We start from the raw sequence: 26,003 nt of genomic DNA on the forward strand, positions 1-26,003 counted from the left end.
GGAACCGGCCACGTCGGGAGACTCACGCAACGTTGCCAGATCAAAACCGCCGGCCTCGTCGATCACCGCGGCCAGTCTGGCCGCGAAGTGATCCACCAGCTGACGGCCGGTCGCGGCGTCGGCCTGCAGCGCATTACCGGTGACCCCGCTGGGGTGGAGATCCTGAGCCATCCAGGCGTAACCGGCATCGCCCTCCGGCCCCAATGTCGAACCGGCCTGCTCCCGTCGTCGACCTTCGGAAACGGCATCGATGAGATGTTCGGTACGCACCTTCTCCGGCGCCAGGTAAAGCATCATCGAGGTTTCCAGCTCGCCGCCGTGCAGCCCGTGCCGCTGCTCTTCGGCAGCGATGGCGTGCGGGGGCGCGGCGAAGCGAAAGTAGTTCGCCTTCACCACCAGCATGCCAAGCGAGGCCCGCAGCTTGAGCGCCGCCAGATCGATCACCGCCTTGTTGCCACCGTGGCTATTGAACAGCACCAGGCGCCGAATCCCCGCTCGACTGACGGCCTCGCCGAGCGCCTCGATCACGCCGATGGCAGCCTCCGGCATCAGGCTCAGCGTGCCGGGAAAGGCGGTGTGCTCAAGGCTCGACCCCAGCGCCAGCGGCGGAAGCATGATGACGTGCCGATCTTCCCGCAGCAGCGGTTTGGTCGCCTCGAGCAACCCGAGCCCGATGTCCAGATCGGTCGAGAGCGGCAGGTGCGCACCATGCTGCTCGATGGCCGCCAGCGGCAGCACGGCCACCGTATCGTCGCGGACCAGCGAGACAAGCTCATGGCTGGTCAATGCCTGCCAGTCGTGAACGCGGCGCATTGGCTTCATCTGTCACTCCTTGATTCGAATTCGTTGGCGGCGCAGGCGATGTAGAAGATCAACGCCGGCGCCCCATCGGGCCAGGTTCCGGCGGCCCGACGATCGGTTGGTCTCATCGTAGCGCGACAGGCAGCAGCGAGCACCCGGCATCGACGCCGCCTCGCGGCTCCGGCAAACTGTGGCGGCACTCCGACCGTTTCATGACAATCCAATGACAACTCGGCGTAACGCGCCCTGGGAATACGATTGACCACCACCGTCTTTCTCGCCGTGCTCGCCGGCGCCCTCATGCATGCCAGCTGGAACGCGCTGGTCAAGGTCGGGCTCGACCGCCTGTTGAGCATTTCGCTGATCCAGGCCGCCTGCGGCCTGATCGCCCTCGTGGCGCTCCCCTTCGTGGCGCTGCCGCAGCCCGCGGCCTGGCCGTGGCTCGCCGTCTCGACCGTACTTCATATCGGTTACAACGTCTTCCTGGTCCGCGCTTACCGAAGCGGCGATCTTGGCCAGATCTACCCCATCGCTCGTGGCTCTGCACCACTGCTGGTCACACTGGCCGGCGTCTTCGCGTTGAGCGACCATCCCTCGTGGATCGGCTATGCGGGTATCGGCCTGCTGGTTCTCGGCATCTTCAGCATGGCGATACGCGGCGGCTCGCATCACAAGCTGGAGCGCAGCGCGCTGGTCAACGCACTGGTGACATCGGTGTTCATCGCCGGTTATACCCTGGCGGACGGGAGCGGCGCGCGCGCCAATCACGATGCGGCAAGCTACGTCGTCTGGCTCTTTCTGCTCGATGGCTCGGGCATGCTGCTCACGCTGATCGCCATGCGCGGCGTCTCGGTGCTACCGCAGCTGAGCGCCTACTGGAAAGTCGGCCTGGCCGGCGGCGCCCTGTCGATAGGCGCCTACGGCATCACGATCTGGGCCATGACCCAGGCGCCCATCCCCCTGGTGGCGGCGCTGCGCGAGACCAGCGTGCTGTTTGCCATCGCCATCGGTGTGCTCTGGCTCAAAGAGCCACTGCGACGCGAAAGAGTGCTCGCGGGCGGATTGATTCTCGGCGGCGTCATCCTGACGCACTGGGGCTAGCCGCCACACGAATGCTAAGCTGACGTCATGTATTTTCACCCTGTCAGCATCCAAAGACCGGTTCTACCAGCTGGATCTGCGATCGGCCAGGAGTGCCACGTGTCCCCTAATCCCACACTCGTGCCGCCGGCACATGAAAATACGACCGGCGACAAACCGCGTCGGGTCGGCGTCGAGATCGAATTCGCCGGTATTGGCCCGATCCAGGCTGCCCGCCTGGTCGAGATGACCTTCGGCGGCAACGTCGAACAGCACAGCGCGCACCGGCTGCGAGTCACCGGCACCCCATGGGGCACGTTTCACGTCGAGCTCGACAGCAAATACGTCCACCCCGATGAACAGCTACTCGATCGCGCACGTGCCACCGACGGGCAGCCTCCCGGGCTTGGCGAGCACCTGCGCGCCAGCGTGCACTCGCGGACCAGAGAGTGGCTGGGGGACATGGTTGCCGGCCTGGTGCCCACGGAGATCGTCTGCCCGCCGCTGCCGTGGTCGGAACTGGCTCGGCTCGACGAGCTGTTTGCGGCCCTCAGACGCCACGGTGCCGAAGGCACGGATGCCAGCCTGCTCTACGGCTTCGGCCTGCATCTCAACCCCGAAATTCCCTCCAGCGAGGTCAGCAGCGTACTGGCGCATCTGCGTGCCTACCTGATTCTTGCTGACTGGCTGCGCGACGAAATCGCCGTCGATGTCACCCGAGACATGCTGCCCCACACCCGGCCTTTTCACAGCGACTACACGCGGCGCGTTCTCGCACCGGAGTACCGACCTTCGCTGGACACGCTGATCGACGATTACCTGGTGGCCAACCCGACGCGTAATCGTGAACTGGATCTCCTGCCGTTATTCGCCTGGCTGGCGCCGGAGCACCCCAATCCGCTGCTGCGGGAAACGCTGGTCAAACCGCGCCCCACCTATCACTACCGTCTGCCGAATGCCGCGCTGTCCGACCCCGAATGGGGCGTGAGCGTCGAATGGAATCGCTGGGTGGAAGTGGAGAACCTGGCGGCCGATCCGGCACGCCTGGCCGAGCGCGGTGCAGCCTATCGAGCGCATCTCGCCCAACCGACACTGAGCCGATGGCTCGACTCGCTGCGCCACTGGATGCGCCATTGATGACGGCCGGATTCGCCCGATCGCGACCACTGATCGGCATCACCACCTCGGATCACAAGAGCCGGCTGGCTCGCTGGTGCGACTGGATCTCGGTCTGGCGCGCCGGTGGGCGACCGGTTCGGATATCTCCCTCGCGACCACCGACAACGAGGCTCGACGGCCTGATCATCGGTGGCGGCGATGATATCGGCGCCAAGCGCTACGGCGGCGAGGTACAGCTCGACGTGCGTATCGACCCGGCGCGCGACGATCTGGAGCTGGCCCTTCTCGAGCGCTACCTGCCGCTGAACCTGCCGATACTCGGCATCTGTCGAGGCGCCCAGATGATCAATATCCACTGCGGCGGCAGTCTGATCGGCGATATCCAGACGACCTACCGCCACATCAAAAACCGGCGTACGGTGCTGCCGCGAAAACGCGTCGACATCGAGCCGTTCAGCCGCCTGGCAGAGATTCTCAACCGCCGCTACTGCCAGGTGAATAGCCTTCACCATCAAGCCGTTGATCGACCCGGTGAAGGTCTCGCCATCGTCGCCAGGGACCGCGACGCGCTCATCCAGGCGATCGAGAATCCCGACCATCCGTTTCTCATCGGCGTGCAGTGGCATCCCGAACTGCTGCTGTTCAGCCGCTCCCAGCAGCGCCTGATCAGGGCGTTGGTGAGAGCGGCCGATAAGCAACGAGTCTGCCCGGCGATTACTTGAGGGCAGTAACTACTACTTCCAGCAACGCCCCCGGTGCCAGATCACTGACGCCCAGGGTAGCTCTTGCCGGCAACGTCGCGGGATCAAGCCATGCCGTCCAGACATCGTTCATGGCGTCTTTCTGGCCGAGATCGGTGGCATAGAGTGTCGCTGCAACGATTTTACTCTTGTCGGAGCCCGCCTCAGCGAGGTAGCCATCGATCTTTTCGAGGATCTGGTGTGTCTGGCCGGCCATGTCCTGAGTTCGATCCTCGGCCACGACGCCACCCAGAAACAGAAAACCGTTGGCCTCCACCACACGGTGCATGATTGGAGTTTGAATTCGGCGCTTGATATCACTCATGGGTCATTATCCTCAAGGTTATTGTTGAAAATGCGACGGCAAACACCGTCAGGTTGCATGACCCGCCCTCGCAGTTGAGCGGGGCGTGTCGAAACGCTGGATAGCAAAAGGCGTGATGGGCAGTTTGGGCTCTCGCTCGCAAGCCAGATCTCGGACGATCTCTCCGGTGATGGCGGAGAGTTGAAAGCCATGGGCAGAGTAGCCGAAGGAGTGGATCAAGCGATCGTACCGGGCGCTATTGCCCAGCACGGGAAGCCCATCGATAGTAACGCCCTCGATACCCGTCCAATTGCGGATAATTTTCGTCTCCCGCATGAACGGGAATAGCGCGAGGGCGCTTTCGATATTCTTGGCCAGACGCCGGAAATTCACCTTGCTGCTTTCGCCATCCGTATCGATAGATCCAAACAGCCCGCCACCAATCATCACGGTCCCGTTCTCGCGCTGCTTGAACGAGAGGGCACGCCCCGCGGCGCCGATCACCGGCACGAGAAACGGTGATATCCGCTCGGTAATGGTCATCATCAGGGCCCTTGGCTCCAACTCGACGCGCTCGCCGAGCCACTGGCTGAGTTCCCCGGCCCAACCGCCGGCGCAGTTGATCAACCAGTCGCCTTCGAGACAACGAAAGTCCGAATGGTCGGTCCACAGACGCCAACCTTCACTCCGTATTGTCTCGATATTGGTGACGCGAACACCCTCGAGCCACCGTGCCCCCTTACGCTGCGAGCGGCGTCGCCAAGCCGTGAGCGTCCGGTAGGGATCGGCTGCGCCATCGCCATCGCACGCGAGTGCCCCGACGCAGTGAGAGGCGATCGCCGGTACCCGGCGCCGCAGTTCGGCGCGGGAAAGCAGGATCTCGTGATCGAAGCCCAGCTCACGCACTTGGGCCGCCCGGGCCTCGAGCGCTGTCATCTCGTCAACGTTTTCGGCGACCTTGATCTGGCCACAAGCATGAAAGCCACCGTTGTCACCAATCAGAGCCTCGAGCCGCTGCCAGCGCTCGAGTGCAGCGACCGCTAGAGGAATCTCGGCTGGGTGCCGTCCCAGCCTGCGCACACCGCCGGCATTGACGCCGGAGGCGTGACGTCCGGCGTACTGTTTTTCGATCACCGTCACGTCGAAACCACTGCTGGCCAGATGCATTGCGGCGCAGGCGCCATGCAGCCCGCCACCCACAACCAGCGCACGAGGCTTCAAGAAGAAGCCTTCTCGGTAACTACAGCAGTTGATCCCTGTTGCTGACGCTGTCCGTAGTCAGTACCGTCGGCCGCACTTGCCATCTGGCCCAAGGTAATTGGCTTGAATGGAGGGCGAAGCCGGTAATAACCCGTCTGCTCGATGCTCTGGCCGGTTTCTTCGGCCAGAATCTCGCTCACAGTCAGCCCGCATAGACGACCCTGACATGGTCCCATGCCACAGCGCGTGAAAGACTTCATTTGATTGGGACCGGAACAACCCAGTTTCGCGACCCGTCTAACCTCACCGGCAGAGACCTCCTCGCAACGACATACGATGACCTCGTCAGCCGGCCGCCGCCACCTGTCGCCCGGCCGGTATAGCGCGTCCAGGAACGGACGAATCGCCAATTCCGACGCCAACGCCCTATGCCGCGGAGCAGTCTCCCGGTGCAAGGCTACGTCATCAAGAAGGTCCAATGACGCCAGAGCTGCCAACGCTGCGAGCTCTCCCTGCAGTGCCGCGGACTTGGCACCTCCGATACCGCCCCCGTCACCGGCGATGAAGAATCCCTCAATGTCACTCCGGCCGAGTGAATCCCGGCGAGGACACCAGCATAGTTGCGCTTCGGACCAGTCATGCTCGCCGCCAAGTGCCCGCGTCATCTGGACATTGGGCACGACTCCGTGATGCAAGAGCAGCGTCGTCGCGTCGCACTGCTGCCAAACATCCGGCCTAGCGGCCGTTCGCCAGCGCACGTGCTGAAGACGTCCATTGCCCTCCGCATGCAGCTCGGTGACCTGATGCTCGTGGCGTATCCCCGCACGCTTGAGCTCTTTCAACAACGACAGCCCCTTCCTGAGATAACGCCACCCCTTGACTGCCCCACCGATATGCCCGGCCGCGTGCCGAAAGTTCTCCCTTGGCGTCGTCTCAAGAATCGCGGCGACTGCGGCCCCGGCTCGCGAATACTGCGCAGCAACCAGATAGAGCAGTGGTCCGCTGCCAGCCAGTACCAGTGGTGCCTGCGCCGCGACGCCGGATGTCTTGAGCAGAACTTGCGCCGCACCGGCACCCATGACGCCGGGCAGCGTCCAGCCGGGGATCGGGAACGGCCGTTCCTGCGCCCCGGTAGCGAGAACGATGCGCTCGGCGCGAATCAGTTCGGCACGGTCGCCAGCGAGCAAACCGACCTCACCGTCTCGGTTCAATTGCCACACTGTGTGACCCGGCCGATAGTCGATCGCACCATCGCGCAACGCCTGGACCAGTGACTTGCCATGCCAATAGTCCTCGCCCAGTAATTCGGGACGTCGCAGGGGCGTCGACTCCAGCGCGCGGTAAATCTGTCCGCCGGGGGCCGGCTGCTCATCGAAAAGCACCGGCTTCAGCCCGTAACGGGCAGCCGTCGCTGCCGCCGCCATGCCAGCCGGGCCAGCGCCGATGATGGCCAGTGGGATCGTTCTCATGGCGAGATTCTCCGTGCACCTTGTTGTCTGATCACCGTCATGCCCTCGCTGACAGTAATCTGACATCCCTGTCGATTGGGAACGCCGTCGATCTCTAACAGGCAGTCAAAGCAACCGCCCATCATGCACCAAGGCCCTCGTGGCGACTCGCTCACCGGCGTCGAGCGAAAGATATCGACACCCGAAGCCAGCAGCGCTGCCGCCACGGTATCCCCCTCTCTGACCGCAAGCGCTCGACCCTCGAATTCGATGGTCACCGTCTCCCGCGCGTCAGGCTGTTTCAGGTACGCGAACATGAAATCTCTCCGCCGTGAGTGGAATGATCTCTTCCGGACAGGCGCTACCGGAGATCCAGGGTGCGAGGCGTTTGGCATGTACCGCCGCGAGCGTCACACCGCTGTGGCAACAGGCCAGATAGGCGCCAGGGTGCGTCTCGGAAGCCTGGTAGATAGGACAACCATCTGGCGTCATAACGCGCAGAGCGCCCCAACTACGCACGATGCGCACGTCTTTCAGTCGCGGAAAGGCGCGCAGCGCACGGGAAGCGATATCGGCCAGCACTGCCGTCCGAGTACCGTCGTTCATGCCAACGTCTTCGTGGGAGTCGCCGATCTGCAGCGACCCTTCACCGGTCTGGCGCAGATAAGTAGTCGGCAGTTCCAGAAGCGGCGCGACACGTTCGGTGATCAACACCTCGCCGCGATTCGGCGCCAGCGGCGCCTCCAGTCCCACCTGCTCCGCCAGCCCTCGATTGCCCAGACCGGCCGCCAGAATCACGCTCCCGCACAGGACATCGCCACTGTCACGTTTCAGCCGGAACCCCGAGCCGTCCCGATGAACCCATCGCACCGCGCTTCCCTGGAGATAGTGGCCACCGCGGTGTGCAATGCCTGCATGCAGCGCGCGCAACAGGTAAAGCGGGTTGGCGTGTCCATCCATCTCCGTCCAAGAAGCACCAAATACGTCACCGCCAATAGCAGGCACCAGAGCGGCAAGGGCCTGGTGGTCGAGCATCTCGAAACGAAAGCTGCCCTGCGTTTGTCCGGCCAGCCGATTGAGCGTTTCTCGACGTGCCAGCCAATCCTGCTCGGTATGACAGAGATGGACGCCACCGGGGCGTCGATGCTGAACATCGATGCCGGTCAGCGCCTTCAATTCAGGCGCCAACTCGAGCCATAGTCGGGAGGAACTCTGGCTCCAGTCCGAATAGTTCGGCATGCCAAGCCCTTTGCTCTGAACCCAGACCAGACCAAAGTTGCCTCTCGACGCACGGTAGGCGACATCGCCTTCATCCAGCACTGCGACGCGATGCCCACTACTACATAGGCCATAGGCAATGGCGCTACCGACCAGCCCCCCTCCGACGACCGCGAAATCATAATTGGCCATATGTTTCCAAATCCTGTCCCGCATTGAGGGACTTTTCAGGGTTCGATGACATCGCCACACGGGTAGCGATCATTCGACATGACATCGGCGTTTCGTTACCGGGTTAGCCCTTGCCGCTCAGCACTCGATCCAGACCGTAAAAGCGATCCAGCACCAACATGAATGCCACCGTCAGAACGATGATTACCGTCGACACCGATGCCAGCAGCGGATCGATTGTCTGCTCGATGTAGTTGTACATCTTGACCGGCAGTGTGGTGTTGCCTGGCGATGCCACGAACACCGTCATGGTGAGCTCATCGAAACTGGTGATGAATGCGAGCATCCAGCCGCCGGCCACGCCCGGCAAAATCTGCGGCAGCGTGATACGACGAAAGCCGGTCCACGGGCTAGCCCCCAGCGAGATCGCGGCGCGTTCGGTCTCGCGGTCGAGTCCCATCACCGCCGCCAATACCAGACGCAATGTGTAAGGCATGATGATCACGACGTGAGCAAAGACCAGCGAGGCGAAGGTGCCGCCGATTCCGATCTGAGAGAAAAAGCGCAGGAACGCCACGCCCAGGACGATGTGAGGAATCATCAACGGCGATAAAAACAAGCCGTTGAGGAACTCGCGTCCGGTAAACCGGAAGCGAGCCAGCGCCAGTGCTGCCGGAATCGATAGCACGGTGGCCAGAGTCGCCGAGACCAAACCCAGGTTGAGACTCTGGTAGAACGCCTTGATGAAATCAGGGCGTGCGAGAATTTCCCGGAACCAGCGCAGCGAAAAGCCGTGAGTCGGATACGAGAGATAGCCCTCGGGGGTGAACGCGACCAGTATCACCACCACCAGCGGTGCCAACAGGAAGATCATGAATAGGGTGTGGAACGCGAGCGCTGCGCGTCCGTTGCGACGGCTATCGACACTCATGTTCAGCCCTCCCCCAGCGTGCGACGAAAGCGGCGCTCGACCCATCGGCTGTAACTCATCACGATCACCACGTTGAGGACCAGCAGCACGATCGAAATCGACGCACCCAAGGGCCAGTTCATGGTGCTGAGGTACTCGTCGTAGACACTAGTGGCAACGACCTTCAACCGCCGTCCGCCGATGATCGAGGGCGTGGCGAAATAGCTAGCGGTCAACGCGAAGATAATCAGACTGCCGGAAAGCACACCGGGCAGCACCTGCGGAAAGATAACCCGACGCAGCACGGTAAAAGGCTTGGCCCCCAATGACAGGGCAGCATCACCGGTGCTGAGATCGACCTTGCGCAGCGATGCCCAGACCGAAATCACCATAAACGGTACCAGCACGTGCACCATGGCGATCACTACGCCGGTCTGGGTGTACATCAGACTGAAGCCACGCGTTCCCGCCAGACCCAGCGCCTGCATGAATTGGCTGAGCAGTCCGTTGCCACCTATCAGCAATACCCAACCCAGCGTGCGCACGACGACCGAGATCAGCAGTGGTCCCAGCGTTATCAGGAGGCATATCGAGCGCCATGGTCGGCGCATGCGGTAGATGATGTAAGCCTCGGGCGCACCGAGCACTACGCAGCAGAGTGTGGTGATCAAACTGATCTCGTAGGTGCGCAGAAATATCTCGTGGAAATAGCCATCGAACAGCACATCGGTATAGTTCGACAGGGTCAGCGTCTCGCTGATGCCGGCGGTGTAGTCGAAGGTGTAAAAGGAGAGCACCAGCGTCATCAGTAGAGGCATGCCCAACAGCACCAGGAAGAAGACCGCCGCCGGGCCAGTCAGCCAGAATGGTATCCAGGCAAGCGAACGCGACCTGACACTGGGCCTGGACCGCCCAGCCATACGAGATTCCAGGGTCATCTCGCTCATGACATGCCCCCGGCCGCGGGTGTTGGAGACTCTCGTAACAAGCGTACCGAATCGGGCGTCCAACGCACGCCGACCTCGTCGCCGATATCGAACCCGGCCGGACCACAGTTAGGACAGTTCGCCAACAACAAGCCGACCGATGTTTCGATCTGGTAAAGCCAGTGGTCGCCGGCGAATTGGCGCGTCTTCACGCGACCGTCCACAAGCCCCTGCTGCCATGGGGTCATTTCCACGCGCTCAGGACGAATCGAAACCCGCACCGGTCCGTCTTCCATCATGCCGATGCCGGCGAGTTCAAACCGCTGGCGTCCCATTTCGAAACAGGGGAGTCCTGCGTCATTAGAAGCCATGCGCCCGTCGAGCAGGTTGGTTTTGCCAACGAAGGTGGAAACGAAGATGTCGGCGGGCTCTTCGTAGGCGCGGAACGGTTCTGCGATCTGCTTGACACACCCTTGGTCCATTACCACGACGCGATCGCTCATCGACAGCGCCTCGCCCTGGTCATGAGTCACCATCAGCGTGGTAGTACCAACGTTACGCTGGATGTTGCGCAGCTCCAGTTGCATATCCTCACGCAACTTGGCATCGAGATTGGACAGCGGCTCATCAAGTAGCAGCAGTGGCGGCTCGATCACCAGCGCTCGGGCCAGCGCCACGCGCTGACGCTGGCCTCCCGAAAGCTCGCGGGGATAGCGGTCATTCAGATGGTCAAGTCTCACCAGTTCGAGCACCTGACGGATACGCCGGGTTCGTTCGTGGGCGGCGATTTTGCGCATCTCGAGGCCAAAGCCGACGTTCTCGCTGATGGTCATGTGGGGGAACAGCGCATAGCTCTGGAAAACGATGCCAAAGCCTCGAGCATTGGGCGCCAGGTCGGTCATGTCTCGACCGTCCATGACAAGTCGCCCAGCGGTCGGCGTCACGAAACCGGCAATCATCTGCAGTGTTGTGGTCTTGCCGCAGCCCGAAGGGCCCAGCAGAGAAACGAATTCGCCCTGCTCTATGGAGAGATCCAGCCCTTTCACCGCGGCCGTATCTCCGTAATGCTTGGTCAAGGATTCGAGTGTCAGGAAACTCATGATCAATCACTCCCGGGCAACGCTTCCATGGCGAAAGCGTTACCCCCATGAAGGGTTACCGTTGAGGGTGGTGTAACGTATGAGAGCGGAGTCGGAATCAGCGCTCGATACGCCGGTTCCAGAGATTGGTCCATTCCTGACGATTTTGATTGACCGTGTCCCAGTCCAGCGTCACGAGATTGGAGACACGGTCACCGTAGGGCACCTTGTCAGCCAGATCAGCCGGCAGCTCGACATGCCTGTTGGTGGGGCCATTGCCGCGCTTACGCGCCAAAAGCTCTTGCACATCGGGAGTCAACAAATAATCGATGAACGCCTGAGCCAAATCGGCGTGTTGTGTTCCTTTAACCAGGCAGGCGCCCTGGACCAAGGCAACCGCGCCCTCTTTGGGATAGACGAACTCGATGGGAAATCCGGTGTCCGCGAGTGACTGCACACGCCCACTGCCCCAGACCGACATCACGATTTCATGGTTCTGATAGAGTTCCGATGTCTTGCCGGGAGATGGCGTGAACGAGAGCACATTGGGAGCGATATCACGTTCGAAGGCCTCAAAGCCCGGTTCGATATTTTTTTCTCCACCGCCGTTCATGCGTGCCATCATTACCAGCGCATAGAGGCCGTAGCTGTTGCTGATCGATGGGACGTTGATAGCGCCAGCAAAGCGTTCGTCGCGCAGGTCATCCCAAGAGTCGGGCGCGTCCCAGCCTTCCTCCTGGAAGACTGCCTTGTTGTAGGCCAGACCACCGGCAATGATGCCTACCCCCGTCGCCTTGTCATCGGGGAAACGCGCAAAATCGTAAAGATCATCAAGATTGGGATCCTGGGTCTGGGATTGACACAGCCCGTAGTTGATCGCTTGGTAGGTAGGTCCGTCATCCATGATGGCGACGTCCATCTGCTGATCGTTGCGCTGCGCCTGCAACTTGGCCAAGGTATCGGTCGAGTTTCCGGCAACGTAGGCGATGTTAACGTCATGCGCCTTCTCGAAGGCGGGAATGATGCTATCGCGAAAAATGCTTTCGTAGGAACCGCCGTAGGCGCCCAAATACAGCGTCGGCCGCTCCTGCGCCTGCACGGTAGCCGTCGCGGTCATGGCGATCAATGCGGATACCCATAGCTTGCGTTGCATACTCTTGCTCCATTGTTGTTGTGGGGAGTTGTCGTGAAGAGTTGTCGTTTCAATTGACTGAACCAATGACCCACTGATCGGTGAGGCTTCCCTCGACGCTATCGATGTTTATCCATCAGGCCCAATACCATTTATGCGGTAGGCCATTCGCCAATGTTATGTCCCGTCAAAAATCAGCGATTTATCGTGACCGACCCGTTCGAGCAGCGCCTTGTGCACCTCCTTGATGAATTCGGTGGCCAATCGCGAGGCTGGGCGAAACGCTGGCAGCAGAGCGCTATAGCGAAATAGAATCGCTGGCGCGAAGTCACGGATCTCAAGGCCGCGTGCCTGGTAGCTCATGGCCGTTGCCGGCTCGATCAACGAGATCCCAGCCCCTGCCAACACCATCTCACAGGCCACCGACGACAGCTGCGTCTCCAGGCGCAAATCGCGACGGATACCGGCGCTAGCAAAAATACGATCTATCTCAGGGCGAACATCGAGAAACTGTCCGACCGAGATGAACGGCTGATCGACGAGGTCCTCTACGCGAACGACCGAGCAGGCCGTCAATGGATGGTTTTTCGGCATCACCAGCTTGAGCGGAGCCTCCGCCATCGGGAGCTCCTCAACGCTTGGATCATCAAGGCTCAGCCCGATAAATCCGACGTCACACTGCTGAGTGGAGACCCACTCGACAACTCGTTTTGAGCTATGCGCCTGGAGTGAAATGGAGATCGACGGGTAGCGCAGGGAAAAACGTTGAACGATAGCGGGCAACAACGCTATGGAAAGCGCTGGCATCGCCGAGATGAATAACCGGCCGGAGCGGAATTCGCGGATGTCGCGTGCGGTTTCCGTAATACGCTCAAGGCCCAAGAAGGAGCGCTCGACTTCCTCGTAGAAAGCCAGTGCTTCGGGAGTCGGTACCAATCGCCCCTTTTGACGCAGAAACAGCTCGAAGCCGATGTAATACTCAAGGTCGGCGATCAGGCGACTGACGGCGGGTTGGGAGACGTAAAGCACCTGCGCCGCGCGCGTGACTGTCTTGTGGATCATCACCGCACGGAAGGCTTCGATTTGCCTGAGATTGAGCATTGTTGTTGTGCCATATCGTGAAAGCGGACATAGCACTTTAGGCGTTGGTGCGGGCCGGGCAAAGGACGGCCTCGGTTAGAATTGGCTCATCACCGCCAGTCTTCTGCCTGCCATCGAGTAGAGCAGGTAAAGCCCCAGCAGCATGCCCATCACCGCCAGCGCGCCGACGTAGATCGCCGGCGACATCGGATACCAGCGCATCAGCGTGGTGACGATGATCGGGGTGAAGCCACCGAACAGCGCGTAGGCCACGTTGTAGGAGAACGAGAGGCCGCTGAAGCGCACGGCCGGCGGGAACGCCTTGACCGCAATGACCGGGATGGCACCGGTGATGCCGACGGCGAAACCGGCCAGGGCGTAGAGCGGCATCAGTTGCTGAGGATGCGTGCCGACCACGCTCATCATGAGCCAGTAGCTGACGCCCAGGAGCGCGCTCCAGCCGATCAGCGTCGCACCGCTGCCGAAGCGATCGGCACACCAGCCCGCCAGGACACAGCCGACAATCAGGCAGAGGATCGCGACGACGTTGGCCAGCGACGCATCCAGGCCGCTGTACTGCGCGGCCAGCAACGGCGGTGTCATCAACATCACCACGATGATGGCCGCGGTCAGAATCCAGCTCACCGCTCCGGCCACCAGAACGCCACCAAGATGGTCGCGCAGCACCGTCTTGACCGGCAGCTCGGCTGCCAGTGCGCGGCGCTCGCGCAGTTCGGCAAACACTGGCGTCTCGTGCAACCAGCGCCGCAGGTAGACCGCGATCAGGCCGAAGGCGCCACCGATCAGAAACGGGATTCGCCAGGCGCCTTCGGCCAGCGCCGGCGTCGAGAAGTGAGCCTTCATCGCCGCCGACACCAGCGACCCGATGAGGATACCGGCCGCCAGCCCGGCAGAGAGCGTGCCACAGGCGAGCCCGACATGTCGTCGAGGCACATGCTCGGAGACGAAAACCCACGCGCCCGGCACCTCGCCGCCGACGGCGGCGCCCTGCAGCATCCGCAGGCACACCAGGACGAGTGGCGCCAGATAGCCGATGTCGGCATAGGTCGGCAAGCAACCGATCGCCAGCGTCGGCAACGCCATCAACAGAATCGATAGCGTGAACATGCGCTTGCGTCCGAGCAGATCGCCGAAGTGCGCCATCAGCACGCCACCCAGCGGCCGAACCAGGTAGCCGGCCGCAAAAATGCCGAACGTCTGAATCTGACGCAGCCACTCCGGCATCTCCGGCGGGAAGAAGAGCTGGCCGATCACGGTAGCGAAGTAGACGAAGATGATGAAGTCGTAGAACTCCAGCGCACCGCCCAGCGCAGAGAGCGAGAGGACCTTGACGTCACCGCGAGAGAGCGGCCGCCGGTCGGGCTCGGGAGAGGGTGTCGGGGGCATGTCGGATTTCCTGCAGAGCCAACCGGTGAGACTCACCGGTTGGCGGGACGGGCGTGCCGTCGAATGAATCGTTCAGTGTTGCATCACGGCGAGCCGCTGACCGCTAGGCGCGCGCAGCAGGAACACCCCGATCACCACGCCCAGCAGCGCAAGTGCCGCAATGTAGTAAGCCGGTGCCACCGGATGTGTCGCGACCAGCGTCGAGACGACGATCGGCGTGAAGCCACCGAAGATCGCGTAGGCCACGTTGTAGGAGAACGACAGCCCGGAAAAGCGTACGGCAGCCGGAAACGACTTCACCGCGATTGTCGGTACCACGCCGACAATCCCCACCCCGAAACCGGAGAGACAGTAGAGCGCCATCAGTTGATCGGGGCTTTCCGGTACCACGTGCATCATCAACCAGTAGCCGATGCCCAGGATCAGGCTCCACACGATGATGGTGATGCCACTGCCCAGCTTGTCACAGCTATAACCGGACACGACACAACCGATCACGACGCAGACGATGGCCCAGACGTTGGCGAATGAAGCATCGATCCCATACTGACTCTGCAATAGGCTCGGCGTCATCAGCAGCACGACGACCACGGCGCCGGTCAGAATCCAGGTCACTGCCATCGACAGCACCACGCTGTCCAGATGCCGACTCAATACCCGCTTGACCGGTAGCCCGTCGGAGAGCGCTTTCTTGGCACGCATCTCGGCGAAAACCGGCGTCTCCTCGAGATAGCGTCGCAAGTAGACCGCAAGGAAACCGAATACGCCGCCGATCAAGAACGGTACGCGCCAGCCGTAGGCCACCATCTCATCGGCGGTATAGTAGGACTTGAGAAATGCCGAGATGATCGAGCCGATCAGGATACCCGCGACCAGACCCGATGCCAGCGTGCCGCAGGCGAGCCCGACATGCTTGCGCGAGACGTGCTCGGTAACGAAAACCCAGGCTCCCGGTACCTCGCCACCGACCGCCGCGCCTTGCAGGATACGCATCAGCACCAGCAATAACGGCGCCGCATAGCCGATCGTCGCATAGGTCGGCAGGCAGCCAATCAGTAATGTCGGCACCGACATCAGGAAGATCGACAGCGTAAACATCCGCTTGCGGCCGAGCAGATCGCCGAAGTGCGCCATGATGATGCCGCCTAGCGGTCTGGCCAGATAACCCGCCGCGAAAATGCCATAGGTCTGCACCATGCGCAGCCACTCCGGCATATCCGGCGGGAAGAAGAGCTGGCCGATGACGGTCGCGAAGTAGACGAAGATGATGAAATCGTAGAACTCCAGCGCACCGCCGAGGGCGGAGAGAGAGAGTATCTTGGTGTCGCCGCGTGATAGCGGACGCGACGGAGCCGCATCGTACTGAGGTGCGTTTGCCATAGCCCTGTTCTTTTTTCTGATGTTGCTGTGTCCAGTGTTCCCCTGCCTCGTTGACGGTGCGACTGCGAGAGTCAGCCCTGCCATAAGGGGGCGAATACCTTATCAGACTTTATGGATAGCGTCATTTCGGTTTTGTCAAGTCAAGCACGACGTTACAGCGTCAAAGGTCCAGGAGCATGGGCGTGGAGCAGGAGCATCGGCCAGGCAACAGGGCAGCCGAGAGGAAAAAGCGGCGCCCCGAACGACGAAACCGGCCGCTGGGGCCGGTTTCGGGCTGCTCGCTGGCCTTAAGCGGCAGCGATCTCTACGGGGTTCAGCTCTCGAGCTTGGCGTCGAGCGAGATCTTGGCATTGAGCAACTTAGAGATCGGGCAACCTTCCTTGGCCTTCTGCGCGGCGCTATCGAAGGTCGCCTGATCCGCGCCCGGGATCTTGGCCACGGTCTTGAGCTGCACTTCGGTGATGGTGAAACCGCTGTCGTCCTGTTCCATGATGACCGTAGCGTCAGTCTTGATGCTGTCGGGCTCGATGCCCTCCTCGCCCAGCATCATCGACAGCGCCATGGAGAAGCAGCTCGCGTGCGCCGAAGCGATCAGCTCTTCCGGGTTGGTGCCCGGCTCGCCTTCGAAGCGCGTGTTGAATCCGTAGGGATTCTCCTTGAGCGCGCCACTCTGGGTCGAGACGACACCCTTGCCCTTCTTCAGGCTGCCTTTCCACTCGGCGGAACCGGATTTCTTGATCGTCATCGTCAACTCCTTCTGTGCTGATGCGATAGTCCTGCGCGGCGGTGTCGAAACAGTGGCCACGCAGATGGGGAACCGATCCTCTCGGAGACGGGACAACGAGAGTGTAGACCATGATGACCTGCCGTCACTGGCTTAGCCGGTCAGCGCCGCTGTAGCCGACTCGTAGTCGGGTTCGTTCTTGATCTCGCTGACCAGCTCGGCGTGAAGGATGCGATCGTTTTCATCGGCGACGATGACCGCTCGTGCGCAGAGCCCGGCCATCGAGCCGCTGTCCAGTGCCACGCCGTACCGCTCGCGGAACTCGGGATGGCGAAAGCAGGAGAGCGTGACCACCTTATCGAGCCCTTCCGCCCCGCAGAATCGCGACTGTGCAAATGGCAAATCGGCAGAGACGATCAGCACCGCAGTGTTATCGAGTTCGCTGGCGTATTCATTGAACTTGCGCGTCGACATGGCACAGGTCTTGGTATCGACGCTCGGAATGATGTTGAGCACCTTGCGCTTGCCGGCGAAATCGGCGGTCCCGACCTCTTCCAGCGCATCGTTGGTCAGCGTGAATGACGGTAGCGATTCACCGACTTGCGGGAAGCGTCCACCCACCTCCACGGCGACGCCGCCTCGGGTTACGGTCTGCATCGATTGGCTCCTGTTGAGAATGCGCTTTGCCCAGCATAGTCGATGGCGCTCATACCGCCTCGCCCCTCGCATCCAGTGTCAGCCCCTCGCATCAAGAATGCGCCGCGCCAGACTCAACGCCGGCGAATCTGGCTCGCGCAGCAGATCGATGTTGCGCGCCGGAATGCCCTCGGGGTCATCGTGGTGTCGAAGCGCGCGTTCGAGCGATGCTTCCCGCAGCAGATGCAGGGTCGGAAACGGTGCCCGGTTGGTGAAATTGGCCGGGTCATCACGCTCGGCGCCGTCGAAGACGTAGTCGGGATGGAAACTCGCCAGCTGATAGATCCCCTCGTAACCCAGCGAATCGAGCAGCGCTTCGGCAAGCGACAGCAGCTCCAGATAGTCGTCGAAATCCTCGAGCCCTCGGGGAAAGATCAGCAGCGTCGTCTCGATCTCGGGCGTCGAGTCCAGCCGCTGACATTCGGCGACCAGCGCCTCGAGCATTGCTTCCATCGCATCGCCCGCCGAGACGGCATAGCGGATCGCCCTGCGCCGAAACTCGCGCCCGGCGAACGGGCAGATATCGTGGCCGACCACGAAGGTCTGCAGCCATGTCTGCATGGCCTCGACCGGGTCATTGTCGATACCCGTATTCGGGGAATTATCCAGAGTCGTCTTGATGAGCAGGCTCCATTGATGACAGGAAGGGACGGCAGCCCAGGTTTGCGAACATCGCAGGTGACTACCAAAGTAAGTAAGACCGAGGGTAACTACGACGAAAGCACGTACTACAGGCAAGCATCAGCATACCACTGCCCCCTTCAGTCACGAGGATCATCGCGATGCCATCCAGAACACCCGAGATCGTGCTGCCCGCCACGACCACGGAGACAGCGCTGGCACTGCCCGCCATCGGTCAGGGCACCTGGTACATGGGCGAGAACCTCGCCCCGCGCCATCAGGAGGTCGATGCCCTGCGCAACGGGCTCGACCTGGGCCTGACACTGCTCGACACCGCGGAAATGTACGCCGACGGTGGCGCGGAAGAGGTGGTCGGCGAGGCGGTCAAGGGCCGGCGTGACGATGCGTTCATCGTCTCCAAGGTCTATCCATGGAACGCCGGTCGCGATAGCGCCATCGCCGCCTGTGAGCGCAGTCTGAAGCGCATGCAGCTCGACTGTATCGATCTTTACCTGCTTCACTGGCCCGGCAGCATCCCGCTGGACGAGACCTTCGAAGCGTTCGAGCGTCTGCGGGATACCGGCAAGATTCGCCGTTTTGGCGTTTCCAACTTCGACGTCGACAACCTGCGGGCGCTGACATCGATTGCCGGTGGCACCGACTGTGCCACCAATCAGGTTCTCTATCACCTCGGCTCGCGCGGCATCGAGGTCGACGTGATGCCGTGGATGCGCGACCAGCACCTGCCGATCATGGCCTACTGCCCGCTGGCACAAGGGGGACGTCTGCGCGCCAAGCTGCTCTCGTCGAGCGTCGTCAACGAGATTGCCGAGAAACATGACGCGACGGCAGCGCAGATTCTGCTGGCCTGGGCGATCCGTCCCGTCAACGGTAATCCCGAGGCCCCGCGCCCGGTCATCGCGATCCCCAAGGCGGCAAGCCGAGAGCACGTCAAGGCCAACGCCGAGGCGCTGGACATCACGCTCGATCCCCAGGATCTGGATCGGCTCGACGCTGCATTTCCCGCCCCCAGTGAACCGGTCCCGCTCGATATCGTCTGAAAAGCGGGACACCAAACCGACGCCGTGACGCCATTGCCAACGCCCTCCAGGGAGATCGGAATGAACGATGTATCTCGTAACCTAATTGCCGCTTCACAACGTGTCATGCCCGCCCTCGGCATCGCGCTGAGTACCGGCATTGGCGCCACGATGATCGGCGCGCCGCTGTCGGTCCAGGCCCAGGAGGAGGCCGGCGCCGAGACCGAAAGCCGAGACGAGACGCCGCGCTACGGCGCCGAACTGGAAGGCTTCGACTATCCATGGCCAGTGCAACGCTTCGAGTTCACCTCGCAGCGCCAGGCACTGCAGATGACCTATTTGGACGTGCCCGCCAAAGATCCGAACGGCAAGACCGTTGTCCTGCTGCACGGCAAGAACTTCTGCGCCGCGACCTGGCAGGACTCCATCGAACGCTTCACCGAAGCGGGTTATCGGGTCATTGCCCCAGACCAGATCGGGTTCTGCAAGTCGAGCAAGCCCGCGGCGTATCAGTTCAGTCTTCATCAGCTCGCGAGTAACACGCATGCCCTGCTCGAGCATCTCGATCTCGATGACATCACCCTCATGGGGCACTCCATGGGCGGCATGCTCGCCAGCCGATACGCCTTGATGTATCCCGAGGACACCGACCGACTGGTGCTGGTCAACCCGATCGGGCTGGAAGACTGGAAAGCGATGGGCGTGCCCTACCAGCCGATCGACGAAGCCTACGCCGCCGAGCAGCAAAAAGACGCCGAGGCCATCCGCGCCTACCAGCAATCGACCTATTACGTTGGTGAATGGGAGCCACGCTATGACCGCTGGGTCGACATGCTCGCCGGGATGTATGCGGGGGATGGCGGCGACTTGGTCGCCTGGGACCAGACGCTCACGTCGGACATGGTCTTCACCCAACCGGTGATTCATGAATTCGACGAGATCGAGGTACCTACGCTGCTGTTGATCGGCGAGCGGGACAACACCGCCATCGGCAAGAGCCGCGCCTCGGACGCGGTCAAGAAGACGCTCGGCCACTACGACGTGCTGGGCGAGCGTGCAGCCGAGCGCATCCCGCAGGCCGAGCTGGTGGAATTCCCCGAGCTGGGCCACTCGCCGTACATCCAGCAGCCCGAGCGTTTCCACGAGGCACTGTTCGAAGGCTTGGATCGTCTAGACGCGTCCTGATCACCCAAGCGTCCTGCTCGTTTACAGGGGCAGCCGTCCACTCTCGCGCACTTCGCCCCGGCGCGAGGCGAGCCGATCCGCCAGCCGGGTCGGCTCCGGCAGCTTGGTCTTGCCCAGGCACGCCGTGACCCAATCGACCGCGGTTTCCAGCGAAACCCGATGTCCACCGGAGATGAACAGCGGCTTCACGTTCTCCCGCGAGCGCAGAACCGCGCCGATGGTCACGCGGTCTCCTTCGACGATGCCGATATCGGCGGGATCCTCCGGCCGGCGACGATCGGTCAACGGTGTCCAATGCCCCTTTTCCTCCGGCACGTCACCGAACCGGCCGCAGAGCCGGCTCTTGCCCACGCCAATGGTCGGCAGGTCGAGCCACAGTCCCAGATGCGAAGCGATCCCCAATCGGCGTGGATGCGCAATGCCCTGGCCGTCGATCATGATCAGGTCAGGCCAGCGTGACAATCGCGAAAATGCGCCGAGGGCGGCCGGAATCTCCCGAAACGATAGAAGCCCCGGCACATAGGGCATTCGCGTCGGTTCTCGGTGGACGATCTGTTCGACCAGCGTCAGCGAGGGCCACTCGAGCAGGATTAATGCCGCCCGCGTGATCTCGCCCCCGTCCTCGAAACCGATGTCCATACCCGCGATCGTGCTCACCTCGCCCAGCCGGTCCTCACGTTGGATCTTTGGGGCGAGGCGCTTCTGCAGCGCGATCGCCGCTTCCGGCATCAGATTCCATTCGTGCAGTGCTGGCGTTGGCAAGTCTGGCATGGCGACCTCTCCGAATTGGTGGTGTGAATAGTGTCAGGCGGCACTGAATGACCTGCCGAAAGCGTAACGCGAACGACGCGACTCATTGGGGATGCAGAGTCCATGCAGGTATCCATGCATTGGCTATGGCTACCAAAGGCTAGGTGGCCGTTCCGACGACTGCCAAGCCGATCTTCCCCTCGCGCTCCGGCACGTTACACTGTGGCGCTCGTTCACTCGTCATTCGCATCGGGCCTTGCCGTGAAAATCATCCACACCGCCGACTGGCATCTTGGGCAATCCTTTCACGGCCAGGAGCGTCACGCCGAGCATCGCGCCTTTCTCGACTGGCTGCTGGCGACGCTCGAGACGCGCCGACCGGACGCGCTGCTGATCGCCGGCGATGTCTTCGACGTGGTCAATCCCTCGCTACGTGCCCAGGAACTGCTCTACGACTTCATCGTCAATGCCCACGCCGCCCTGCCGGACCTGCAGATCGTGATGATCGCCGGCAATCACGACAGCGGGTCGCGGATCGAGCTGCCGGCACCATTGATGAAAAGCCTCAACGCGCACGCGCTGGGGCGCGTGCACTGGCTCGACGATGGCCGTCTCGACAGCGATCACCTGCTCGTGCCGCTGCACGATGCCGACGGCCAGCTCGTCACCTGGTGTCTGGCTCTGCCCTTCCTGCGGCCGGCAGAGGTCACCGGCGGCGAGATCGACGACTACCGGGACGGCATCGCCAACGTGCACCGTGAACTGATCGAGGTGGCACAGTCGCGGCGCCAGCCCGGGCAGGCGTTGATCGCCATGAGCCACGCGCATCTACAGGGCGCGGCGGTCTCGGAGGCGAGCGAGCGACCCATCGTGATCGGCGGCGAAGAGGCGGTGTCGGCGGCGCTATTTCCGCCGTCGATCGCGTATGTGGCTCTCGGCCATCTGCACAAACCGCAGCAGGTCGGCGAATCGAGAATCCGTTATAGCGGCTCGCCGTTGCCACTGGATTTCAGCGAAAGTCACTATCCGCATCAGGTCCTCGAGGTAACGCTCGCCGGCGAACAGCTCGAGACCATCGAGTCGCTGGCGATTCCACGCCACGTCGCCCTAGTGCGCGTCGGTCCGGATGGCGCCGACGCCGTCGAAGCGGCCATCGCCGCTCTCGAAACGGACCCGAACCTGCCGCGCGAGCGCTGGCCCTGGCTGGAAGTTCGGGTCGACCTCGACACGCCGCGCCCCGATCTGCGGGCGCGCCTCGAAGCCGCCGTCGGCGACAAACCCCTTCGTCTGCTGCGCATCCACAGCCGCTACCCCAACGCCACGAGCGACAGCGATACCGCCGCCACGGTCGATCTCGAGTCACTCACACCCGGAGAAATCTTCGAACGTACCTGGCAGAGCCGCTACGGTGAGGCGCCGTCGGCCGAGGTTGCGCGGGACTTCGCCGCGCTCGTCCAGCAGGTCCAGGATCAGGAGCGCGATGCATGAAAATTCTCGCCATCCGTCTCGAGAACCTCGCTTCGCTGGCGGGCCATCATGAACTCGACTTCACCGCGCCGCCGCTGGCCGACCAGGGGCTATTCGCCATCACCGGGCCGACCGGTGCCGGCAAGAGCACGCTGCTGGATGCGCTCTGTCTGTCGCTATACGGCAGCACGCCCAGACTACGCCAGGCACCATCGCGAGACTCGCAGGTCGCCGATGTGAAGCAGGATACGCTGGCCACGGCCGACGCTCGCACGCTCCTGCGCCGGGGAGCCGCCAGCGGCTTCGCCGAGGTCGACTTCCTTGGGCGAGACGGCACCCGTTACCGCGCGCGCTGGGCAGTCCGCCGCGCGCGTGACAAGGTCGACGGCAGTCTGCAGAAGGCCGAGCAGTCGCTGACCGATCTCGACAGCGGTCGCGTACTGACCGCCCAGAAGCGCGAGTTCGACAGACTGCTGCCGGAGCGCCTGGGGCTCTCCTTCGACCAGTTCACCCGCGCGGTGCTGCTGGCCCAGAGTGAATTCGCCGCCTTCCTCAAGGCCGACGATAACGCCCGCAGCGAATTGCTCGAACGCCTGACCGACACCCAGCACTACTCCGCGATATCGATAGCGGCCCATGCCCGCGTTCGTGAAGCCCGTCTCCAGCTCGAAACCCTCGATGCCCGGCTTGCCGATGCCTTGCCGGTGGACGACGAGGCCCGCCTTCAGCTCGAGCAGGATGCCGCTGCCGAGGAATCGGCGCTGAATCAGCTGCTGTCACGTATCGCGAAGCACCAACGCGAGTCCACCGAGCTCGAGCGCGAAGCCGACATGGCGAAGACCTGGCAAGCGGCACAAGACGCTCTGCGGCGTGCCGAGTCCGACTGCCACGCCCGCGAGGACGACCGGCGCACGCTCGATCAGCTGCAAGCGCTGGCGCCATGGCGAGAGCGCGCGCAGCGCCGCCAGAGTCTGCAACGAACACTGGCGCACCGGGACGAGGAACTCAGCCGCACGCAGGAGGCACTCTCCCGCGGCGAGCAGGAGGCCGAAGCGCTGGCGGCCGACTGTGCGGCCGCAACGGCGGCGCGCGACGACGCGGAGACCGCCTACCATGCCGACCAGCCGCGCCTGGAAGACGCCCGTCGACTGAGCTCGACACTCGAGCGCCAGCGCCAGCAGCTCGCGCAGCAGCAGGAAGTCCGTCGCCAGCTCGATGAAGAGATCGCGGCGGATCGCCAGCGCTTCGAGGCGCTGACGTCAGAGCGACAGCGAATCGATCGTGAACTCGACGAGCAACGCCTGGCGCTCGCGCGCCTGCTGGCCGAATGCACCGATCAGACGATGGCCGCGCACGCCACGCCGGAAACGCTGAGAGACAGGCTCAACGCACGCCGCGAGGCCGCCCAGACATCGCTGAGCGAACTGCAGACGCTGGCGCAGGCGTGGCAGGCGGTGGCGCAGATCGAGGAAGACACGGCGTCGTTGCGGCAGCGGCTGCTTCAAGAACGGGGCCGTCTTGCCCAGCTCGAGCACGATGGCCGGCAAGCGAAGGCCACGCTGACAGCACAGGAGATCGCAGCGCAACACGTCAGCGAGCAGATCGAGCTGGCTCGCGCCGCGCGCAGCGACAGCGTCGAGCGTCTGCGCCGCCTGCTGCACGACGACGCCCCCTGCCCCGTCTGCGGCAGTGTCGACCATCCTTACCTCGACGACCCCGAGGCGACGCCGCCGATGCCGCCGGAAGAGGCGCTACTGGCGGCGATCGAAACTCAGGAGCAGGAGCAGCTCGCGAGCCAGGCGAGTCAGCTCGAAGCCGCTCGTGAGCGACATCATCAGCTCGGCGCCGAATGGCGCGCCTGTCGTGACGGCCTCAACACGCTGGAGCCGCAGCTGGCAGCATTGACGCCGCGTCGACAAGCCGCCAACGACGCGCTCGAGGCCCTGCCACAGGCGCAGGCCCTGCGAGAGGCCGAGGCCCCCGAGACCTGGCTGCGCGACCGGCGCGAACAATGGCAGGCTGACTACGCGCAATCCAGCGAACAGCTATCCCGCCTTGACGCCATCGAAAAAGCGCAGCGCCCCCGCGAGGCCGAGCGTCAGCGCAGTGCGCTGGCGCTCGGCAAGCTCGAAGAGCGACTGACGCTATCACGCCAGCGCCTCGCGGCGCTGGACGAGACACTGCCGGCACTGACCCACGCCAGCGAAGAAAGCGGCCAGGCATTGCAGGCAGCACTGGGCGAACATGCGTCGACCGCAGCCTGGCAGGCGGTGTTGGAAGGGCGCCGGCGCGAGGCCCAGCAGCGCCTGGAGTCACATCAGGCGCGCTGGCAGACAGCGTCGCAGGCACAGGCCCAGCGCCAGCAGCAGTTCGCCGACCAGCAGCAGCGCCAGCAGGAAGAGCGACGGGAATTCGACGAGCTGGATCACCAGTGGCAGGCATGGCGTTCGGCTCAGTCGGCGCTGAGCGACGCGCGTATCGAGGCACTGCTGGCCTGGCAAGACGCGGCTATCGAGCAGCTCGGTGAAACGCTGGCGCGTCTGGACCGCCAGCGCGAGAACGCGCTGATCACGCGAGACGAGCGCCGTCGCACGCTAGTGGCGCAACGTCGAGCGCTGGTGGCCGGCACCGAGGATAAAGACTCTCTCGATAAGGCCTCTCTCGATAAAGACTCTCTCGATGACGACACGCTGCTCGCCGACGCCACGGGACAGCAGTTGGCCCAGCGCCTCGAGAGCCTTCAGCGGCAGACCCAAGAGCTCGAGCAGCAGCGGGAAAGCCAGCAGGAGCAGCGCGATAGTGCTCAGCACCGATTGCGCGAGGATGATCGCCGTCGCAAGGCCCAGCGAGAGGGCGCCAGCGAACGCGAGGCAGCAGCGAACGAGCTTCATCGCTGGAAACGCATCGGCGATCTGATCGGCAGCGCCGACGGCAAGGCCTTCCGGCGAATCGCACAGGCCTACAACCTCGATCATCTGTTGACCCACGCCAATCAGCACCTGCACGCGCTGACGCCCCGCTATCGACTGATCCGGGGCGGCAGCGACCTGGGTATTCTGGTGATCGATGGCGATATGGCCGACGAGCGCCGCTCGGTGCATTCGCTCTCCGGCGGCGAGACCTTTCTGGTCTCGCTGGCACTCGCGCTGGGGCTGGCTTCCATGGCCTCTCACCAGCTGGCCATCGAATCGCTGTTCATCGACGAAGGCTTCGGCAGTCTGGATTCACAGTCGCTGGCGCTCGCCATGGATGCACTCGACGGCCTGCAGGCGCAGGGACGCCGGGTCGGGATCATCTCCCATGTCCAGGAGATGCACGAGCGCATCCCGCTGCAGATTCGCGTCGAACCGGCCGGCAATGGTGCCAGCCAGCTATCGCTGAGACGCGCATGAGCGATCCAGCGCCTCCGGTCAACCTCCGGGTTCTTTCACCCAAAGTTCGGCTTCTTTCACCCAAAGTTCGAGTGAACAGGATACGGCGCTCCGCCCGAGCGATGCCAAGGCGATTTTCACGAGACGCGATGCG

At 62.8% G+C, this 26,003-nt stretch carries 24 protein-coding genes; 7 read left to right on the top strand and 17 right to left on the bottom strand.

What is annotated here, in order from left to right:
• On the bottom strand, nt 1-822 hold an 822-nt coding region (locus IE125_RS11855), incomplete at its 3' end, for a creatininase family protein (RefSeq protein WP_189444895.1).
• 237 nt (nt 823-1,059) lie between these two features.
• Between IE125_RS11855 and IE125_RS11860 the strand changes: the two genes are divergently transcribed.
• The 3 genes from IE125_RS11860 (at nt 1,060) to IE125_RS11870 (ending at nt 3,722) form a co-directional block, all read left to right on the top strand.
• A complete protein-coding gene (locus tag IE125_RS11860; RefSeq protein WP_189444896.1) occupies nt 1,060-1,902 on the top strand; it encodes an EamA family transporter in 843 nt (280 codons plus the stop codon).
• A gap of 99 nt (nt 1,903-2,001) precedes the next feature.
• Nucleotides 2,002-3,018: an amidoligase family protein gene (locus tag IE125_RS11865; protein ID WP_229809074.1), complete on the top strand. Its 1,017-nt coding sequence runs from the start codon at nt 2,002-2,004 to the stop codon at nt 3,016-3,018.
• Nucleotides 2,982-3,722 (top strand): gamma-glutamyl-gamma-aminobutyrate hydrolase family protein, encoded by a 741-nt coding sequence (locus IE125_RS11870; protein ID WP_229809075.1) that lies wholly within the window; start codon nt 2,982-2,984, stop codon nt 3,720-3,722. The genes IE125_RS11865 and IE125_RS11870 overlap by 37 nt, the downstream gene beginning before the upstream one ends.
• On the opposite strand, the gene IE125_RS11875 is transcribed toward IE125_RS11870, so the two are convergent.
• The 15 genes from IE125_RS11875 to IE125_RS11945 all read right to left on the bottom strand — a co-directional run bounded on the left by IE125_RS11875 (nt 3,715) and on the right by IE125_RS11945 (nt 17,976).
• Complete coding sequence (locus tag IE125_RS11875; protein WP_189444898.1) at nt 3,715-4,065, bottom strand: RidA family protein; 351 nt, start codon at nt 4,063-4,065, stop codon at nt 3,715-3,717. The genes IE125_RS11870 and IE125_RS11875 overlap by 8 nt on opposite strands.
• Nucleotides 4,066-4,113: 48 nt before the next feature.
• Nucleotides 4,114-5,265, bottom strand: coding sequence for an NAD(P)/FAD-dependent oxidoreductase (locus IE125_RS11880; RefSeq protein WP_189444899.1), 1,152 nt, complete (start codon nt 5,263-5,265; stop codon nt 4,114-4,116).
• Nucleotides 5,262-6,713: an FAD/NAD(P)-dependent oxidoreductase gene (locus IE125_RS11885; protein ID WP_189444900.1), complete on the bottom strand. Its 1,452-nt coding sequence runs from the start codon at nt 6,711-6,713 to the stop codon at nt 5,262-5,264. The genes IE125_RS11880 and IE125_RS11885 overlap by 4 nt, the downstream gene beginning before the upstream one ends.
• Nucleotides 6,710-7,009 carry a (2Fe-2S)-binding protein gene (locus IE125_RS11890; protein ID WP_189444901.1) on the bottom strand — a complete coding sequence of 100 codons (300 nt, stop codon included), beginning with the start codon at nt 7,007-7,009 and terminating at the stop codon, nt 6,710-6,712. The genes IE125_RS11885 and IE125_RS11890 overlap by 4 nt, the downstream gene beginning before the upstream one ends.
• Nucleotides 6,984-8,102 (bottom strand): NAD(P)/FAD-dependent oxidoreductase, encoded by a 1,119-nt coding sequence (locus IE125_RS11895; protein ID WP_189444902.1) that lies wholly within the window; start codon nt 8,100-8,102, stop codon nt 6,984-6,986. The genes IE125_RS11890 and IE125_RS11895 overlap by 26 nt, the downstream gene beginning before the upstream one ends.
• Nucleotides 8,103-8,205: 103 nt before the next feature.
• Nucleotides 8,206-9,012 carry an ABC transporter permease gene (locus IE125_RS11900; protein WP_189444903.1) on the bottom strand — a complete coding sequence of 269 codons (807 nt, stop codon included), beginning with the start codon at nt 9,010-9,012 and terminating at the stop codon, nt 8,206-8,208.
• 2 nt (nt 9,013-9,014) lie between these two features.
• Complete coding sequence (locus IE125_RS11905) at nt 9,015-9,938, bottom strand: ABC transporter permease (RefSeq protein ID WP_229809076.1); 924 nt, start codon at nt 9,936-9,938, stop codon at nt 9,015-9,017.
• Nucleotides 9,935-11,017 carry an ABC transporter ATP-binding protein gene (locus tag IE125_RS11910; protein WP_189444904.1) on the bottom strand — a complete coding sequence of 361 codons (1,083 nt, stop codon included), beginning with the start codon at nt 11,015-11,017 and terminating at the stop codon, nt 9,935-9,937. Before IE125_RS11910 ends, IE125_RS11905 begins: the two co-directional genes overlap by 4 nt.
• Before the next feature lie 97 nt (nt 11,018-11,114).
• Nucleotides 11,115-12,149 carry an ABC transporter substrate-binding protein gene (locus IE125_RS11915; RefSeq protein ID WP_189444905.1) on the bottom strand — a complete coding sequence of 345 codons (1,035 nt, stop codon included), beginning with the start codon at nt 12,147-12,149 and terminating at the stop codon, nt 11,115-11,117.
• 156 nt (nt 12,150-12,305) lie between these two features.
• Entirely contained in the window at nt 12,306-13,229 is a 924-nt protein-coding gene (locus tag IE125_RS11920; protein WP_189444906.1) for a LysR substrate-binding domain-containing protein, read from the bottom strand.
• A gap of 75 nt (nt 13,230-13,304) precedes the next feature.
• Nucleotides 13,305-14,615, bottom strand: a complete 1,311-nt coding sequence (locus IE125_RS11925) for an MFS transporter (protein ID WP_189444907.1) — start codon at nt 14,613-14,615, stop codon at nt 13,305-13,307.
• A gap of 72 nt (nt 14,616-14,687) precedes the next feature.
• The gene (locus IE125_RS11930; protein WP_189444908.1) at nt 14,688-15,995 is read right to left on the bottom strand and encodes an MFS transporter; all 1,308 of its coding nucleotides are present in this window, start codon (nt 15,993-15,995) and stop codon (nt 14,688-14,690) included.
• A 313-nt stretch (nt 15,996-16,308) separates the two neighbouring features.
• Nucleotides 16,309-16,740: an OsmC family protein gene (locus tag IE125_RS11935; RefSeq protein WP_189444909.1), complete on the bottom strand. Its 432-nt coding sequence runs from the start codon at nt 16,738-16,740 to the stop codon at nt 16,309-16,311.
• Between the two features lie 132 nt (nt 16,741-16,872).
• Nucleotides 16,873-17,376, bottom strand: a complete 504-nt coding sequence (tpx, locus tag IE125_RS11940) for a thiol peroxidase (protein WP_189444910.1) — start codon at nt 17,374-17,376, stop codon at nt 16,873-16,875.
• A gap of 78 nt (nt 17,377-17,454) precedes the next feature.
• A complete protein-coding gene (locus tag IE125_RS11945) occupies nt 17,455-17,976 on the bottom strand; it encodes a DUF1415 domain-containing protein (protein WP_189444911.1) in 522 nt (173 codons plus the stop codon).
• Nucleotides 17,977-18,197: 221 nt separating this feature from the next.
• Here IE125_RS11945 and IE125_RS11950 point away from each other — a divergent pair, with 221 nt between their 5' ends.
• Together IE125_RS11950 and IE125_RS11955 are read left to right on the top strand one after the other, a co-directional pair.
• A complete protein-coding gene (locus IE125_RS11950) occupies nt 18,198-19,097 on the top strand; it encodes an aldo/keto reductase (RefSeq protein ID WP_189444912.1) in 900 nt (299 codons plus the stop codon).
• Nucleotides 19,098-19,157: 60 nt separating this feature from the next.
• Nucleotides 19,158-20,261 (top strand): alpha/beta fold hydrolase, encoded by a 1,104-nt coding sequence (locus tag IE125_RS11955; protein ID WP_229809077.1) that lies wholly within the window; start codon nt 19,158-19,160, stop codon nt 20,259-20,261.
• Between the two features lie 21 nt (nt 20,262-20,282).
• On the opposite strand, the gene nfi is transcribed toward IE125_RS11955, so the two are convergent.
• Nucleotides 20,283-21,032, bottom strand: coding sequence for a deoxyribonuclease V (gene nfi, locus IE125_RS11960; RefSeq protein WP_189444913.1), 750 nt, complete (start codon nt 21,030-21,032; stop codon nt 20,283-20,285).
• Nucleotides 21,033-21,272: 240 nt separating this feature from the next.
• Between nfi and IE125_RS11965 the strand changes: the two genes are divergently transcribed.
• Both IE125_RS11965 and IE125_RS11970 read left to right on the top strand, forming a co-directional pair.
• A complete protein-coding gene (locus tag IE125_RS11965) occupies nt 21,273-22,499 on the top strand; it encodes an exonuclease SbcCD subunit D C-terminal domain-containing protein (RefSeq protein WP_189444914.1) in 1,227 nt (408 codons plus the stop codon).
• On the top strand, nt 22,496-25,870 hold the full coding sequence (locus IE125_RS11970; protein ID WP_189444915.1) for an AAA family ATPase: 3,375 nt from the start codon (nt 22,496-22,498) through the stop codon (nt 25,868-25,870). Before IE125_RS11965 ends, IE125_RS11970 begins: the two co-directional genes overlap by 4 nt.
• The last annotated feature ends 133 nt before the right edge of the window (nt 25,871-26,003 follow it).

The sequence above is a fragment of the Salinicola rhizosphaerae genome, from assembly GCF_014652715.1.
Lineage (GTDB): Bacteria > Pseudomonadota > Gammaproteobacteria > Pseudomonadales > Halomonadaceae > Salinicola > Salinicola rhizosphaerae.